The sequence below is a fragment of the Draconibacterium mangrovi genome, assembly GCF_010586825.1.
Lineage (GTDB): Bacteria > Bacteroidota > Bacteroidia > Bacteroidales > Prolixibacteraceae > Draconibacterium > Draconibacterium mangrovi.
This window is the reverse complement of sequence record NZ_JAAAGB010000003.1, coordinates 501,099-518,668: the sequence shown is the minus strand read 5'-3', so window position 1 is coordinate 518,668 and position 17,570 is coordinate 501,099. Positions and strand designations below refer to the sequence as shown.

At 39.7% G+C, this 17,570-nt stretch carries 11 protein-coding genes; 10 read left to right on the top strand and 1 reads right to left on the bottom strand.

What is annotated here, in order from left to right:
• Window positions 1-20: 20 nt before the first annotated feature.
• The 7 genes from G4420_RS11520 to G4420_RS11490 all read left to right on the top strand — a co-directional run bounded on the left by G4420_RS11520 (window position 21) and on the right by G4420_RS11490 (window position 8,869).
• Window positions 21-1,919: an autotransporter outer membrane beta-barrel domain-containing protein gene (locus G4420_RS11520; protein ID WP_163323784.1), complete on the top strand. Its 1,899-nt coding sequence runs from the start codon at window positions 21-23 to the stop codon at window positions 1,917-1,919.
• A gap of 79 nt (window positions 1,920-1,998) precedes the next feature.
• A complete protein-coding gene (locus G4420_RS11515; RefSeq protein ID WP_163323783.1) occupies window positions 1,999-3,195 on the top strand; it encodes an esterase in 1,197 nt (398 codons plus the stop codon).
• 87 nt (window positions 3,196-3,282) lie between these two features.
• Window positions 3,283-4,137, top strand: a complete 855-nt coding sequence (locus G4420_RS11510) for an alpha/beta hydrolase (RefSeq protein WP_163323782.1) — start codon at window positions 3,283-3,285, stop codon at window positions 4,135-4,137.
• 35 nt (window positions 4,138-4,172) lie between these two features.
• Window positions 4,173-5,345 carry an esterase gene (locus G4420_RS11505; protein WP_163323781.1) on the top strand — a complete coding sequence of 391 codons (1,173 nt, stop codon included), beginning with the start codon at window positions 4,173-4,175 and terminating at the stop codon, window positions 5,343-5,345.
• Window positions 5,346-5,545: 200 nt separating this feature from the next.
• On the top strand, window positions 5,546-6,580 hold the full coding sequence (locus G4420_RS11500; RefSeq protein WP_163323780.1) for an alpha/beta hydrolase: 1,035 nt from the start codon (window positions 5,546-5,548) through the stop codon (window positions 6,578-6,580).
• An 83-nt stretch (window positions 6,581-6,663) separates the two neighbouring features.
• On the top strand, window positions 6,664-8,265 hold the full coding sequence (locus G4420_RS11495) for a carboxylesterase/lipase family protein (RefSeq protein ID WP_163323779.1): 1,602 nt from the start codon (window positions 6,664-6,666) through the stop codon (window positions 8,263-8,265).
• Window positions 8,266-8,425: 160 nt separating this feature from the next.
• The gene (locus G4420_RS11490) at window positions 8,426-8,869 is read left to right on the top strand and encodes a TIGR04076 family protein (protein WP_204273669.1); all 444 of its coding nucleotides are present in this window, start codon (window positions 8,426-8,428) and stop codon (window positions 8,867-8,869) included.
• Window positions 8,870-9,123: 254 nt separating this feature from the next.
• Here the strand turns inward: G4420_RS11490 and G4420_RS11485 are convergent, their stop codons facing one another.
• Window positions 9,124-13,167 carry a hybrid sensor histidine kinase/response regulator transcription factor gene (locus G4420_RS11485; RefSeq protein ID WP_163323778.1) on the bottom strand — a complete coding sequence of 1,348 codons (4,044 nt, stop codon included), beginning with the start codon at window positions 13,165-13,167 and terminating at the stop codon, window positions 9,124-9,126.
• A 188-nt stretch (window positions 13,168-13,355) separates the two neighbouring features.
• Between G4420_RS11485 and G4420_RS11480 the strand changes: the two genes are divergently transcribed.
• From G4420_RS11480 to G4420_RS11470, 3 genes are read left to right on the top strand one after another with little or no spacing between them, the layout of a single operon-like run.
• Complete coding sequence (locus tag G4420_RS11480) at window positions 13,356-13,889, top strand: sugar-binding domain-containing protein (RefSeq protein ID WP_163323777.1); 534 nt, start codon at window positions 13,356-13,358, stop codon at window positions 13,887-13,889.
• Window positions 13,890-13,935: 46 nt separating this feature from the next.
• Window positions 13,936-16,473 (top strand): glycoside hydrolase family 2 TIM barrel-domain containing protein, encoded by a 2,538-nt coding sequence (locus G4420_RS11475; RefSeq protein WP_204273668.1) that lies wholly within the window; start codon window positions 13,936-13,938, stop codon window positions 16,471-16,473.
• Window positions 16,400-17,527, top strand: coding sequence for a T9SS type A sorting domain-containing protein (locus G4420_RS11470; RefSeq protein WP_163323776.1), 1,128 nt, complete (start codon window positions 16,400-16,402; stop codon window positions 17,525-17,527). Before G4420_RS11475 ends, G4420_RS11470 begins: the two co-directional genes overlap by 74 nt.
• Window positions 17,528-17,570: the final 43 nt, after the last annotated feature.

Genomic DNA, 17,570 nt, shown 5'->3' with positions numbered 1-17,570 from the left:
AAACAAATAATAATAATCATATGAAAACTACATGGAAATTATTTATGTTCCTCCTTACCGCCACTATTGCGCTGGTATCGTGTGAGGAAGATACACTTGACCCACTTACCGGGATGTATACACCTCCCGAAGTGTACGACGTTACTGTTCTGGAATCGCAGGACAGGGTAAAAGATGGTTCGCTTTATACATTCTCTATTAATTTGATGGATGAGAACGCGAATACACTGAGCATGAAACTTTTTGCAACCGATTATATTTTACCGGCTTCGGATTACACTCCAAGCGCGGAAGCCTCGAAAAAAACCTACCTGGTTGGTAACGACGGTACAACTTTTAACGGTCAGCAAATTATTGACGGAACGTTGAGTATTGCGCTTCAGGACAGCAATTACACAATTAGTGGAATTCTTTACCTGGCCGATGCAACTGTTCTTAAATTGAGCGGAGCTTTTACTTACGCTTATCAGCCCGATCCATATATTCCGACTTATACTTACACCGACGAAATGGTAACACCTGCTATGGGTGGTTCACAGGGAGCAACACCTATTGAAGGAAGCACCATGCATAAAATTACGGTTTATGCCGACGATGTATTCTATGCTTACCTGGAGATTGTTGCTGATGCCAACGCTGGCTCGCTTTCGGGTACTTATTCCATCAAAGACGGACCGGATGCTGTTGGACAGATCGGTAACGGTTACTATCTCGACTGGTCTTGGTGGGGTGGCGCCGGCGTAATGGAAGGTGGTTCTTACTATATGAACGGCGATGAAAAAATGTTCCTGCGCGAAGGTGACGGAACAGTTACTATAGCCGATAATGGCGGAGTACTTTCTATTACAGCTGATAATTTGGCTATTCTCGATCTGCAAACATTGATTTCATCGAATGGAGCTACCTGGACTGTTCTTGGAACTGCCGGAACAATGAATATTGTAGAGGCATCGATTTTGGCCGGACCACAAAGCTACAGCTATACCAATACCATTACAGCACCTGCTACCTATGGTTGGGCTGGTACTGCAGTTGAAGGTTCTCAGCTTAACGTAATTACAGTAACCAATGAGAACGACGAAGTAGTAGGTTCGTTTGAACTGATTACAGTTGAAGGAGCAAGCGATTTGAGCGGTGATTACAACGTGCTCGACGGAAGTGCTACGGCCATGGCAATTGGCGATGCTAACAACGGAGCTTATCTTGATTATTCGTGGTGGGGCATGGGTACTGATATTGCTCATACCGGATGTTGGTATGTAACAAACGGCACAAAAAATTATGTTCGTGCCGGAAGTACAATTCACGTGGTTGATAACGGTGGTGTGCTTTCTATCTCAGGAAACGGACTGGCACTTTTGGATGTGGAAACACTGATCAGTTCAAGTGGTGCAACCTGGCAAAACCTGGATGCAACAGGAAGTTTCTCTTTCTCTGAAATAGCTGCAGGAAGTAGCAGTAATGCGATTGCTTTGACTAACGTAATTGCTGCCTCAGCTATGGATTTAAGCGCTTATGGCGGAACTGGGTATAACGTAACATTAAAACTGGCTACCGAAGGTGTTACCGGTACTTACAATGCCGCTACCTGGGGATACGACTTCGCAGGAACAGGAAATTACATTTCGCTCGATTTTAGCCGCGATGCTGCTTCTCTTACTGCAGGAACCTACAATGTAGTAAGTAACGAAACTGCTGCAGTTGGCGACTGTATTGCGGGTTACCCAAATCCATACGGAGAAGGAACATGGGGATCGGTTTGGAGCACTGTAACTGATGGAGCATCTGCCGATGTTGCCGTTGCCAGTGGAACTGTTGACGTAGCGATAGATGGAGATACTTACACCATTACAGTTGATATTACTACCGATGAGGGAGCTGTAAAAGCTTCTTATACCGGAGCAATAACAATTCAATAAACGAACTTAAAGAAAGAAACTCATCCTTTTAAGGGTGAGTTTCTTTCTCTTCATAAAACGAATAAACAATTTTATTAAGATGAAACTAAAAATTTCAATTACAACGATTCTGGTCTTGTTGATGGGACTGAACATGTATGCACAGCAAGCTTTGTTTGGAGGCCAGAATATTATTTCACCGGAAATAAACAGCGATAACAGCGTAACATTTCGCTTTAATGCGCCGGGTGCTGATACTGTAAGAATTACCGGTGATTTTTTACCTACAGAGAAGATTAAAACGCAGTGGGGTGTATTCGACGGCCCTGGAAAAGCCCTGTTGAAGAAGGATGCAAACGGAGTTTGGAGTTTTACTTCACAACCATTGGAATCTGACTTGTATAGTTACTCATTTATTGTTGATGGTGTAACTACAACCGATCCGAATAATGTTTACATGATTCGCGACGTGGCTTCAATTACCGACGTATTTATTGTTGGCGGTGGAAAAGGCGATTTGTACAATGTGCAGGATGTACCACATGGTTCGGTAACTCGTCGTTGGTACGATTCTCCAGGAAATGATATGAAGCGTCGTGTTACCATTTATACACCTCCGGGTTACGAAGAGAGCAAGGATAAATACCCTGTTTTGTATTTGTTACACGGAATGGGTGGCGACGAAGAAGCATGGATTGCACTTGGTCGTAGTTCGCAGATTTTGGATAACCTGATTGCACAGGGAAAATCAGAACCAATGATTGTGGTAATGACCAACGGTAATGTTGCTCAGAAAGCAGCTCCCGGCGAATCGCCAAAAGGTTTGTACAAACCAAGCATGCAACTGCCACATACAATGGATGGTAAATTTGAAGAGACATTCACCGATGTTATAAAATTTGTTGAGAAAAGTTATCGTGTAAAAGCCGATAAAGAAGATCGTGCTATTGCCGGACTTTCAATGGGAGGTTACCATTCTTTGCATATTTCTCGTTACTATCCGAACACTTTCGATTACGTAGGTTTGTTTTCAGCAGCTATTATGCCAAATGATGGTGTAAAGGCTAAAGTGTACGAAAATTTTGATGAGACTTTAAAAGCACAAATGGATAACGGTTACAAATTGTACTGGATTGGAATTGGAAAAACCGATTTCCTGTACCAGAACATACAGGATTACCGCGCTAAACTGGATGGAATGGGAATGAAGTATATCTATCGGGAAACTGAAGGGGGGCATGTCTGGACTAATTGGAGAGTTTATCTCTCTGAATTTGTTCCACAGCTTTTTAAGTAGATGTTTAGTTAGTGATCATTAAGTCATTGGGAGATTATTCTCCCTTTGACTTAATTACATTAATAGTTAATCATTAAAATTTAACCTATGCAACGTTTAATACTGGTACTTTTTCTCATTTTAAGTCTTAACTCATTCGCACAGTTTCCGGGAATGCCGGCTCAGGGCAAAGCCTCGGTTGATAGTATTCAAAGCGAAATTCTTGGCGTGTCGCGTCATTATTCCGTTTATCTTCCCAAAAGTTACACCACCGATACCGATAAAAAATACCCGGTGCTGTATCTTTTGCACGGAGTTTTTGATAACAACAATGGATGGATACAACGTGGACATTTGCAGGATGTGGCCAATAAATTGATCGATTCGGGAGAAGCTGTTGAGATGGTAATTATTGTACCTGATGCAGGTCGCGAGTGGAATGGCTATTTCGATATGGACGGATGGTCGTACGAAACGTTCTTCTTTACCGAATTTATGCCTTTCATCGAATCGAAATACCGGATTATTGGCGATAAAAAACACCGTGCCGTTGCCGGACTTTCAATGGGTGGCGGCGGAACTACAGTTTACGCTCAAAAACACCCAGAACTGTTTGCATCGGCTTATGCCATAAGCGCTTTAATGGGATTGGAAGAAGGAGGAGGTCTTTCTCCTCAGGATCCAAAATTCGCACAACTGAATAAAACAGTTATCGAAAATCACTGTGTAAACTTTGTTGAGAATGCCGATGAGGCCACCAAAGAAAAACTTAAATCAGTGAACTGGTTTGTGGATTGTGGTGACGATGACTTTCTTTTCGACGTAAACATTGCTTTCTGCCAGGCCATGCGCAAAGCTCAAATACCTTATCAGTTGCGCGTTCGTGATGGTGGCCACGATTGGGAATACTGGCATTCGGCGTTGTACACAGCTCTGCCATTTGTATCCCGAACCTTTCGTTAAACAACTTTAGATACTAAATCATAAAATAACTTATCATGCAACTAAAAAAATTATTTACAGCACTTGTGTTTCTGGCGTGTTTCTCGATTGGGCATGCACAGGAATTAACCAACTTCATGAACCGGGAACCCATTATTTCGCCTGAAATAGGGGAGACAGAAGTTACATTTCGCTTTATGGCTCCTAAAGCCGACACGGTAAAAATTACCGGAGGATTCACTCCCACCGTTAAAATGAAAACTTCATTTGGAGAAATGGATGTTCCCAGTGCCTTAGACCTAACAAAAGATGAAAAAGGTTTATGGTCGATAACATTGCCATTGCCCGAACCTGAATTGTATACTTACAGTTTTATCGTAGATGGAATCAGCGTAAACGATCCGACTAACACTTTTATGCAACGCGATGGATCTCGTTATCTGAGCGTTTTATTAGTACCTGGAGAAAAAACTGAAAATTATTTTGAAGCTGAAAAACGCGGCAATCTGCACCAGGTTTGGTACGATTCGCCAACATTGAAGATAAACAGAAGAATGTTTGTATATACACCGTATGGATACGAAACCAGCAATAAAGATTATCCGGTTTTATACCTGCTTCACGGTGCCGGTGGCGACGAAGATGCATGGAGCTCGATGGGACGTACCCGTCAGATTTTGGATAACCTAATTGAAAAAGGACTTGCTGAACCTATGATTTGTGTAATGCCAAACGGTAATCCAAATCAAATGGCGGCGCAAACTACACAGTTACCGGTAAGCGAAATGGATTTCAGAGATCCTGCGAATAGAAATAACTATGTGCACAGTATTGTAAACGACATTGTTCCGTACATCGAAAAGAACTACCGTGTTATTGCCGATCCTGATCATCGTGCTATTGCCGGACTTTCAATGGGCGGTGGTCACACAATTGCAACTGCAAACGAATATCCCGGAAAGTTCCAGTATATCTGCCCGTTAAGTATGGGAATTTGGGGCGAGCAGCCTGATATTGATGAAAAATTACAAGGATTGAAAAAGGCAGGTTACAAACTATACTGGCTGGCTTGTGGTAATACCGATTTTGTATACGAGAGCGCACAAAAGCTGGATGCAAAATTAACCGAGAACAAGTTGGAACACACTTTCTTTGTTACTGAAGGAGGCCACACCTGGGCCAACTGGCGTGTTTACTTAAACACCTTTGCTCCGCTATTATTCAAATAAAATAAGTTTTGAAGTTAGTTTTTGTTAGTAAATAGATTTTCGGATTCCCGGCTCTTGTGGTCGGGAATCCAAATTATTTGAAGGCGATCTGAGAAAATGAACGGATCATACGATGAGGCGGTGCGTAATTGTATGACCATCAGTTGGTTTTGACTCTCTTTCTTGTTTTTACTATCATTCGTAAAACCTAAATTATAACTATGAAAATCCAAATCCTATTATTCATTGCATTTCTAAGTGTTTCATTATCTTCTTTTGCTCAAAACAATAAGGGGACAGTAGTAACCGATACGATCTATTCAAAAAACCTTGAAAATGATCTTGGCGAGAATCCAAATCGTGCGGTTTCGGTTTATCTTCCTCCCAACTATGAAAACAGCGATCAGCGTTACCCGGTAATCTATTTTCTGCATGGTTTTACTGGCGATAATAAAATGATGACTTATATGTCTGATTTGCTCGATTTTGCCATTACAACCAATAGGATAAAACCTTTTATAATGGTTATTCCCGATGAAAAAACAACCTACCAGGGAAGCTTTTATAGCAACTCGGGAGTGTTTGGAAACTGGGAGGATTTTACTGCTTTCGATCTTGTAAAATATATGGATGAAAATTACCGCACGCTTGCTAAAAAAGAAAGTCGTGGAATTACAGGACATAGCATGGGCGGATATGGTGCTTTAAAAATTGCCATGCACCATCCCGATATTTTTAACACGGTTTATGCCATTAGTCCTGGTGCTTTAACGATTGTTGCCGAGTACGGACCAAACAGTACTACCTTCAGAGAATTATCTACAATAAATACCATCGAAGGGTTGAAGAAATCGTATTTCGGGAGTGTGATGATGGCTTTCGGCCGCTCGTGGTCTCCAAACCCCGATAACCCTCCTTTTTATTGCGATTTTCCATTTGTGTATAACGGCGATGAACTGACGGTTAACCAGGAAGTATTGCAAAAATGGTACGATAATATGCCCGTTCATATGATCGACGATAATCTTGAAAACCTGCAGCAACTAAAAGCTATCAAACTGGACTGGGGAAGAAATGCAGGCACCAGATTTACCCAAATGTGTGATATGTTTAGCCAGCGACTCGAAAATGTTGGCATCACCCATTTTTCAGAAGAATATATTGGCACACACGTAAGTGGAATTTATACCAAAGACGGACGTATTCCTCAACAGGTGCTGCCATTTTTCGATTTCTATCTGGAGTTTACGGAATAGAGTTTATTCAAGATTTTAAAACAAATAAATTATACTGGAGATGAATACAATTGATCAGTTTCATCTGTGACAATAACATTAGTATGTTACAAAAAAGGCCAATAAATAATTTCTTATATCTCGTTCTGATTTCGGCACTTTTTGCAAGGTGCGAAGTCGCTGATAAAGGTTCGAATAAAACAAATGTAAAAACAATCAGCGGAGAGCTATCCGGAGTTTTTACGGACGATATTTATACTTACAAAGGCATTCCTTATGCCCAGGCCGAACGTTTTATGCCACCGGCACCGCCAGCCCAATGGATTGGAGTTAAGGAGGCACTGGATTATGGCCCGGCGTGTCCACAGTTGAAACAGTCGATGACAGGGATTTCTGCGGAAATACTTCCGGGAGAGAGTGAAGATTGCCAGACATTAAATGTGTGGACACCGGAAATCAATGGTAATGGGAAACGCCCGGTAATTGTATGGTTGCACGGTGGCGGTTACCGCACCGGCTCCAGCTTCGAACAACCTTGTTACGATGGTGAAAACTTGGCGCGAAAAGGAGATATGGTGGTGGTTTCAGTAACTCATCGCTTGAATGTTCTGGGCTTTTTAAATCTCGCAGAATATGGTGATAAATATTCAGCCTCAGGAAATGTTGGATTGCTCGATATTGTTGAAGCTTTGAGATGGGTGAATCGTAACATTCAAAATTTTGGTGGCGATCCTGATAATGTTACCATTTTCGGTCAGTCAGGCGGAGGAGGAAAAGTTACCAATTTAATGGCCATGCCCGATGCAGTTCCGTTATTTCATAAGGCGATTGTGGAAAGTGGATCATTAAATACATCGATGGCTCCGCGTTATTCGGGATTGATTGCCGACAGCGTTTTAAATCGACTGAACATATCTCCTGAAAATATCGATGAGATTCAGAATGTACCTTTCGAAGAATTATTGATGGCCGGTGAAGCGGTTATTCCAAAGATCAAGAAAATTGCTGCACAGGAAGGTTTTGTAATTTATCAGTTTGGATGGTGCCCGACTGTAGATGGAACAATTATTCCTGAACAGCCTTTTGATGGAAGAGCACCGGAAATAAGCAAAAACATTCCAATGATTATCGGTACTGCCCAAAATGAGTTCAACTCATTCTACTCGCAGGCTAAAGACACTACTTTGGAAAGTGTTCGCGAAGTGTTGGTGAAGTCGTACGGAGATAGAACCGATGAGTACATCAAGGATTTTGCAAAGGCATATCCCGATTATAAACCCATGGACTTGATTCAGCAGGATTTGATTTTCAGAACAGCGGCTGTTGATGAAGGATTGTGGAAAGCAGAACAGGCTGAGGAAGGTGGAGCGCCGGTTTACATGTACATGTTTAACTGGGAATCAAAAAATAATCCTTTACGCGCGTTTCATTGTCTTGAATTGCCTTTTGTGTTTTACAATACCGATATGGATACTTCATTGGTAATGGGACCTTTCAATGTTGATATTGACGACTCGGAAAAAACACAGCAACTGGCAGAAAACATGAGCCAGGCCTGGATAAACTTTGCCCGTACCGGCGATCCGAATGTACCTGGCAAATTACCGGAGTGGGATCCTTACACTCCGGAAAAAGGAGCTACTATGATCTTCGACGGGATTGTAAAGTGGTGTATCATCACGACAAACAGCTCATGGATTTTATGAAGGATTTTCCCTTTGCGGGTTTCGATTAAAATCGATCAGAGTAAAGAATTTTAGGAAGAAAGTGAATAAACCGTACTTTGTATCACCAAATTAGAAGATTGAATCCGATTCCATCATCAAACGAATTAACTTTATACAAAATCAACAAAACTAAATTATAATGGATAGAAAAAACTTTATAAAGAAATCAGCTTGTGGAACAGCTAGTTTGGCTGCCCCAATATTAGGATTAGGTGCGATAGAAATGGAGTCGGTTAGTTCACAAAATCAACATGAAATGAAAAGATATAAGTGTAAAATTACCGTATTGAGACGAGAATTTTTCGCGGATTTAGCTGAGAAATATCTTGCAAATCCAAATGCTGGGAAATGCAACATATTTCATGATGGACAAGAATTTATACTTGAACAGGGGGATTTCTTTAGTATGATGAAAGGAGAATTTTGTAGTGAAGCTTGGGATGCGATAAGTCGTTATGTATATGCAGCGCTACAAGGTGGTTCAATAATGCGTGGATGGACAAATGATGAGAAAATGATTATAACCTGTTGTAATGATGGAGTTCGTCCGGTCATTTTCAAGTTAGAGCGTATTGACGAATAATTAAAATAATTCTTTTGGTTGTATATAATATCAACCATGAATCCATTGTCCACTTGGAAATCCACCTGGTTAATGCAAACCTTACTGGCCATCAACAGAACACGATATGAATGTTCAAATGCATATTGATGTGGAGTCAAAAGCAGAGATCGATCCAATTGCGAAACGCTACGAATGGCTCAATCAACTTCCCGATGAATTAGTGGGTATTGAATAAATAATCAATTCAAAGATCAGTTTAAAAATATCAATGCTTACGAATCTTTCAGTTTCTGCAGGTATTCACTCGGATTCATTCCAAATTCTTCCTTGAAACACTGGCGGAAATAGCTGCTGCTGTTAATTCCTACCTGGTACATAATTTCTGAAATATTGTACTGGTTAGTCAGTAAAAGCTGCTCGGCAAAATTAATGCGAACTTTCCGGATGAATTCATTGGCAGTAAGGTTGGTAAGCGCTTTTATTTTTCGGTACAAAGTTGAGTGGCTCATATTCATTTGAGCTGCCACATAGGAGATACTCAGTTCTTCATCTTCCAGGTTTTCCTCGATAACCGAAGTGAGTTTTTTCAAAAATTCCCTATCCAATTCACCAATGGATTCATTTAAAATTTCCTGTTTTTGCTTGAATTTTGATGAAGTTGAGAGCGAGTACTTGCTTCTGGCATCTATTATATTTTTGAGTCGGCTTTTTAATAAGTTACTGCTGAATGGCTTGGTCAGATATGAATCCGCTCCGGCATCGTATCCCAGTTTCTGATCGTGTAACGATCCTTTCGCTGTTAATAGGACCACTGGAATGTGACTGGTACGCACATCTTCTTTCATCAATTTACACATTTCAATACCGTCCATAATTGGCATCATAATATCGCTGATTACAATATCGGGTATTTCTTCGCAAGCCGTATCAAAACCAACTTTTCCATTTTCAGCAGAAAGAACCGTATAGGTATCACTTAAAGAGTCTTTTATGTATTCAATGATTTCAGCATCATCGTCAACAACCAGAATTACATTCTTCGAATTTTCTTCTGTTTCTTCATCCTGTGTCTCCTCCGGGAAATAATGGATGGCATCGGGGTAACTGTTGTTGGTTAAAAATTTAACCGTAAATGTCGTTCCTTCGTTAAGAGTGCTACTTACTTCAATTTCAGCTTCGTGCAACTCCACCATATTTTTTACCAGTGCCAAGCCAATACCTGTTCCTTTAATATGATGTGCGGCATTTTTAGCCTGGTAATACCGGTCGAAAATATAAGGTAAATCCTCATCGGAGATTCCATAACCGGTATCAGTAACAATTATTTTTGTGTAATCCAATTGACCAACCTGTTCTTGCTTTAGAACCAATTCGACAGTTCCATCATTGGTATATTTTAAGGCATTAGTTAACAGGTTATCCATAATTATCGTAATAATATCCGGATCAAAAAACATTTCAATTTTTTGGTCGGGGACTTCAATTTGCACATCAAGAGCCTTATTCTGATTCAGGTCTTTGTACTTTTCGCCAATTTCATAAATGTATTTGGCCAGATCGTCCTTTATCACACTTAATCTTCGGCTTTTGTTTTCCGATTTTCTGAATTCTAAAATCTGATTGACTGCTTGTAACAGGCGGGTGGCAACCCGTTGAATGATCTGTAGTTTTTTTGCCTGACCCGGTGTAATTGAATCGTCGGAAAGAAGATCTTCCAGAGGGCCAAGTATCAAAGTCATCGGGCTACGTAATTCATGGGTAATATTGGTGAAAAACCGGAGTTTTTCCTCGTTCAGGTTTTTTTCCTGCTGGCGACTGTTTTTTTCAAAAAGCAGGTCGTTTTCAATTTTTATTTTGTTCGTATAAAATCTTAGTGCATATACTATCGCGGTCGCGATTAATGCAAAATAGATCAGTTTCATCCACCACCTTAACCAGATTGGTGGTATAATTCTGATCGACAAAGTAGTGACCTCTTCAGGCCACTCTTTGTTTTGTATTCTCGTTTTTAGATTGAACGTGTAATACCCGGGTTTTAAATTACGGAAAGTAACCTCTTTCCCTGTATTGACAAGGAACCAACCATCGTCTAAACCCTCCATTTGGTAAATAAATTCTACTTTATCAGACAGCGAATAATCCAATACATTAAAATCAATTTGAAATGAATTCTGATTGTGCTTTAATTCTATTTTATTTTCAAATGGAATCTCAGTAAATAGATTTAGGTAATTTTTATTGTCAGTGACTGCAAAAGAGGTTAGTGCAGCTGTTGGATTCTGAATAGTTGAGTGTTCCAATACCTGGTCGAACCAGGTTATTCCATTTTGTGATCCAAAATAAATATTACCATCGTTGGTTTTTGTAACCGAGCCAATAAGGTAATCACCAGGGATGATATTATCATTTGTATTAAAATTTTCAACATTCATCGTATTTAGGTCGATATGGCTTATTCCATTGGTTGTGCTAAGCCACATTTCGTTTTCAGTCTTACCTTCAATTATTGCCCGAATATTTGCTTCTGCCAAACCCGATATTTTGCCAATACGCATAACTGAATCGGGTAAGTGACTTTTCATTAAAAAAAGATCGTTCTGGCTCCCTATCCACATACGGTTTTTCGAATCTCTATAGATGTAATTCACGGCATAAAAATCATAAGTCTCGCCATAGTTTCGGATAAAATTGAAATTCTCATCGAACACATACAGACCACCTATTAATGTACCAACCCAAATGTTTCCATCTCCATCCTCTGCAACCGTTCTGATTACATTATCTGATAATCCTGAATTACTGGTTGTATAAACCATTTTCTTTTCAGAATTAAGGTTATACATGAATAAACCTATATCGGTTGCCATCCATAAGTTCTGTTTCGAATCTTCAAAGAATGAATAAATGGGAATGTTTTCGATGTCTTTAAAATGGTTAAAAGCAACAAAGCTGTTCAGTTTTGAATTGTAACTGTAGACCTTGCCCGACGAAGTCCCGATCCAGATGTTATTATTTTCAGCTTTAAATAAACTTATTATGCTTTGAGCTTGATTATTGTTGCCAATATTGTTTAACTGGTTTATTTTTTCGCCTTCGTTGTAAATGCCTATTCCTCCCGGACCATTTGCTACCCATACATGGTTATCATTATCAACGCACATACTGTGCACATCTTTATTATTCAAACTATTGGTGTTACCAATGTAGGGCAGGTAAGTAATTTTTTTAAATGTACTTTCCTTACCTGAAATAAAGTTTACACCTGCTCCCAGGCCTCCAAGCCAGATGTTTCCGTAGGAATCCTGAATAACCGTTTGAACCGATGTACTTGATAAACCTTCAGGAGTTTCTGATGCCAGAATTCGCTCGAATTTTATGTCGGAAAGATTGGAGTCGAAAGCTAAATCCTTTAAATCAAGTATGTTTAATCCGCCACCTTCGGTTGCTATATATAATTTATGGTCAGTGGTTTCAATAGTTTCCTGGATAAAATTACTGGATAAGGAAGAGCTGTTTTCAGGATTATTTTTGAAGTTGATCATTCGTTCCGTGTCCGGATTAAACAAAGAGAGTCCGTTTCGGGTACCAATCCAAATATTCCCTCTCGAGTCCTTAAAAATACTTGACACGGAGTTGTCGGGCAGCGATGAAGGATTATCAGGATCATGCCTGTAGTTAAACGCTGTTTTTGTTTTTAAATTGATGATGCTGAAACCATCATTTACATGACCAACATATATTCTTTCATTTGTATCATAAAGTAAGCACCAATTGTAATTTGAACCCAGTCCCTTGATGTTGTCGGTAGTGTAATTGGTGAAACGTTGATTTTTTTTGTCAAAGAAGTTAACCCCTTCATCGTAAGTGGTAAACCAAATATTTCCGTTTTCGTCATTTACAATATGTGTTATTCCATTGGCGCTCGGAGCATTCTTCGACGGATTATTATAATCGTGCTCGTAATGCGTAAATACTTGTGTGCGATAATTGTAAGCATCTAAACCATTCTTTTCTGAACCGATCCAAACTACATCATCAAACTTATCGGCGTAAACATAGTTAAGCACATTGCTACACACAGAATTGGAATCAGAATCAGATGTTTTATAAACTTTAAATGTATTCGCATCAAACCTGTTTAATCCGTCTTTGGTGCAAATCCACATAAAACCATCATTGTCCTGAGTAATACTTACTACATTAATATTTGACAATCCTTTTTCAATACCCAATTTCTCTATTTCAATGCCATTGGTTTTTATAAAAAAGGCGATTACACAAAATAATGTCAGTATTATCTGTCCGAATGATTTCATAGTTGCTGCAGTTAATCCATTTGAATTACTCGTAAATTTAATGAAAACTTGTTAAGCCCTTTCCATTGCAACCATTGTAATTGCAGTTTGACGAATTTACATTTGGCAAATGACGAATATTTGACGCCTGCTCATTTTTAATGAAACTAGTTTTACCGGTGCTAATTCAGATCAATAGAACTACTCATATGGGGAGCAAGAAACGAATATATATACTGGCATTTTTAATGATCTTAGGTATTCTTTCGGGGTGCGATGTTGAGAATAATGAGGTTGGCCGCAAACAACTGTTTGATTTAAACTGGAAGTATAATCAAGGAGAAAATGCTTCTGCTTATCATATCGACTTTAATGATCAGGACTGGGAAAGTACTGATTTACCTCATTCCTGGAACAAGGATTTGGATTCAAATAGTATAATCTGGTATAGGAAACACTTTGAAATACCACAAAGCTGGTCGAACAAAAGTATCTCAATATTTTTTGAGGGAATTTCTTATCCACACGACCTCTATATAAACGGGGTGTTAATTGAAGATATTAAGAAAGAAGAAATGGCTATTCATGTAGATCTGGATTCTTATATTATTTCGAAGAAGAATAATGTAATTGCAGTTCGAATAACCAAGCCTCATCAACAAAATAATCCCTCGCAGCCTGAATCGGGAATATTTAAACATGTGTGGCTGGTAGTAAAGGATAATTCGAATTTAAAGCAATAGTTATAATAACCATGACGCTAAAATGTAGCGTTATTAATTGAATTAGATGATGCAAAAATTAATCTCTCTAACATTTTTTATTCTGTTCTTAACTGCTCACTCGTATGCACAGGAAGGTGATTCTACCAACTTCCCATACGCTGAGGTGATTATCAATACAACACCAGCTGAATATCCTGTTTCCGATAGAAAGCAACTTTTAAATTTTGGCTGGAGATTTCAATTGGGTGATTTTCAAATTGATGAACAAAATCCTGTTAGTGACGAAGGTTGGAGGAATGTTGATCTGCCACATGATTGGAGTATAGAATGCGAAATTGATGAAGAAAATCCATCAGGAAATGATGGAGGATATTTTCCTGCAGGCACGGGATGGTATCAAAAACATTTTCAGGTTCCAACGGATTGGCACGACAAACAAATTTCTGTTTATTTTGAAGGTGTTTATATGAATTCCGAAGTGTATATCAATGGAGTTTTACGGGGGAAACGCCCTTATGGTTATTCCTCTTTTAGTTACGATTTAACCCCTTATCTAAATTTAAATGAGGAAAATACGATTTCAGTCCGGGTGGATAATTCGCAACAAAAAAACAGCAGATGGTATAGTGGCTCAGGAATCTATCGAAATGTTTGGCTTGTGGGAACCGCTCCGGTACACGTTGCACATTGGGGAGTTGCCATTACCACTCCTGAGGTGAGTTCCGCCAGGGCTGTTGTTCATATTGCGACAACAGTTAAAAATACAAGCGATAGCATTCAAAATGTAACCTTGTCAACTGAAATAACAGATGGCAGTAAAAACGACCTTGAAGTATACCTCGAAGCAAACTCCGAAAAAATAGTTGAACAGGAAATAATAGTTCAAAATCCTTCTTTGTGGAGTCCTGATAATCCAACGCTCTATAACGCGACCTTAAAGATCATCCAGGAAGGTTTAGAGGTTGATGAATCAGCGTATTCTTTTGGAATACGCTCCATCGAATTCAGCACCGAAAATGGATTTGTATTAAATGGTAAACCTTTGCTGCTAAGTGGTGGCTGTGTACATCACGATAACGGATGTTTGGGAGCGGCAGCCTACAGCAGGGCCGAAGAACGAAAAGTAGAATTATTAAAAGAAGCCGGTTTTAATGCCGTCCGAACTTCCCACAACATCCCTTCAGAAGCTTTTCTTGAAGCATGCGACCGTTTAGGCCTGCTGGTTATTGATGAGACTTTTGATGGATGGCGGGTGAGCAAAACGCCCTATGATTATGCCATGTATTTTGATGAATGGGCCGTTAAAGATGTTCAGGATATGGTTCGTCGGGACCGGAACCATCCTTCCATTATCATGTGGAGTATAGGAAATGAGATCATTGAGCGTAAATCGCCTGAGGCTGTTGAAACGGCCCGGATGTTATCGACGGCAGTAAAAGAGATTGATACAACACGTCCGGTAACTTCAGCAATGACAACATGGGACAATGATTGGGAAATTTTTGATCCGTTAATGGCCGAACACGATGTATGCGGTTACAATTACCAAATGCATCATGCAGAAGCTGATCATGCGCGAGTTCCTTCCCGGATTATATTCCAGTCGGAGTCTTACCCGAAGGATGCATTTTACAACTGGAATATGGTTCAGCAAAACAGCTATATACTGGGTGATTTTGTATGGACTGCGATGGACTACCTGGGAGAATCGGGGATTGGTCGATACTATTATAACGGAGAACAAGCAGGAGAACACTGGGACGCAAATCATTTTCCATGGCACGGTGCGTATTGCGGAGATATTGACCTGATCGGACACCGCAAGCCAATTTCTTATTATCGCGAAATGTTATATAACGACTCGCGAAAACTTTACATGGCAGTGAGAGAACCTAGTCCAATTGGAGGCAATATTTATTTGACATCGTGGGCCGTTTGGCCAACCTGGGAAAGCTGGAATTGGGAAGGTTTTGAAGGTGAAAATGTTGATGTGGAAATTTATTCGAAATATTCAAAAGTTCGTCTGTATCTTAATGACATTCTGATCGGGGAGAAAAATACCACTAAAAACCAAGAGTTCAAAGCCATTTTCTCGGTGCCTTATCAGCCGGGAACGTTGAAAGCTGTGGGTGTAGATAATGGAAACGAAGTGGAAACAACAACGCTGACAACAGCCGGTGCTACATCTAAAATCCGGCTTACTGCCGAAAGAACCATTATAACTGCTGATGGTCAGGATTTAGTATTTGTAACTGTAGAGTTAACCGATAGTGCCGGTAACGTGCAGTTCAATGCCGAAGATGAGCTTCTTTTTACGCTTGAAGGTGATGGTGAAATCATTGGAGTTGATAATGCAAACCTTAAAGATCCCGGGCCTTATGTATCAACAATACGAAAAGTATGGAAAGGCAGGGCATTGGTAGTTATAAAGAGTTCTAAAAATGCAGGGCAAATCAAACTTAAAGTGGGTTCAGCCGTTGTTGCTGATGCTACTTTAAAGAGCATTAATCTTTCTGTTGAATCTTCTCTTGATTCCATTTTCGATCAAAAAAAAAAAGTACACAATATATATCCCCCGGGAAACAAGTTCTATAACTATTGAAGGAATACCAACTAATCCCAAGGCTACCGTTAAAGGCAATGGTACTGTTAACGTAGATGGCGATGGAGAAATTATACTTACCGTAACTTCAGAAGACGGACTTCACTCAGAGGATTATATAATTCATTATAAAATTGCCGATTTTACATTGACCCATGCTTATCCTTTTAACGACGGAACAGCCAACGATACTGTCGGCACTGCTCATGGCCAAATTATGGGTGGTTCAGTAGGAAATGGAGTTTATACCTCTTCCAGGCAGGGAGATTATATTGAACTTCCTGCCGGGGAAATTACCATTAACACTTATCCTTCAATTACTTTAGAAGCTTATGTAACAACTAATGCAAATAATCCTGCGTATAGCATGTTAAGCTATTTCGGTAGTACTTCCGGCTCGTTTGGGACAAACTATTTTTTTACCGCATTGGAAAACGGAGGAAATAGCTGTGCAGCCATTTCGTGTGGAAATTTAACCGATCCGTGGAATGCTGAAAACAGGGTGAACGCGTCAACACTTAACGATGGTATGTTCTATCATCTGGTTAGTACATTAACAAATGAAGCTATCTCCTGGTATATAAATGGTGCATTTGCCGGAAGTAAAAATTTGTCAGGCAATAATTCAATTCAGTTTCTTGATAATGCGATAGCCTATTTGTGTAAAAGCGGATATGCGAACGATGGTACCTGGATTGGCTCAATCGATGAGTTTAATATTTATTCAGGAGTAATGGATGACCAAACAATTTCGCTCAGAGCCGGTAATATTCCAACATCTTTGTCTGAGCTTGATGCAGCAGATCAAGCTAATGTTGACATTTTCCCAAATCCTGTAAATAATGCCTTAAATATAATCTATTCTTATCAAGATATTGATGCTACTGTGGAGCTTACCGTATTTCGTCTTGACGGAACTGTGGTTCTCATCAAAGAAAATAACTCGTCATTGCAAACCGGCCTAAATGTCGCTGACTTAGACTCCGGCATGTACATTTTACAATTACGAGACGGAAAAAAAATTGTAAGGAAGAAGTTTGTTATCAAACATTAAGGAAAAAGTAAGAGCATAGAACTGAGAACAAAAATTATTTAAT

Coding starts and splice junctions, on each gene's coding strand:
- G4420_RS11520 (WP_163323784.1), top strand. CDS start 21: ATGAAAACTACATGGAAATTATTTATGTTCCTCCTTACCGCCACTATT.
- G4420_RS11515 (WP_163323783.1), top strand. CDS start 1,999: ATGAAACTAAAAATTTCAATTACAACGATTCTGGTCTTGTTGATGGGA.
- G4420_RS11510 (WP_163323782.1), top strand. CDS start 3,283: ATGCAACGTTTAATACTGGTACTTTTTCTCATTTTAAGTCTTAACTCA.
- G4420_RS11505 (WP_163323781.1), top strand. CDS start 4,173: ATGCAACTAAAAAAATTATTTACAGCACTTGTGTTTCTGGCGTGTTTC.
- G4420_RS11500 (WP_163323780.1), top strand. CDS start 5,546: ATGAAAATCCAAATCCTATTATTCATTGCATTTCTAAGTGTTTCATTA.
- G4420_RS11495 (WP_163323779.1), top strand. CDS start 6,664: ATGTTACAAAAAAGGCCAATAAATAATTTCTTATATCTCGTTCTGATT.
- G4420_RS11490 (WP_204273669.1), top strand. CDS start 8,426: ATGGATAGAAAAAACTTTATAAAGAAATCAGCTTGTGGAACAGCTAGT.
- G4420_RS11485 (WP_163323778.1), bottom strand. CDS start 13,167: ATGAAATCATTCGGACAGATAATACTGACATTATTTTGTGTAATCGCC.
- G4420_RS11480 (WP_163323777.1), top strand. CDS start 13,356: ATGGGGAGCAAGAAACGAATATATATACTGGCATTTTTAATGATCTTA.
- G4420_RS11475 (WP_204273668.1), top strand. CDS start 13,936: ATGATGCAAAAATTAATCTCTCTAACATTTTTTATTCTGTTCTTAACT.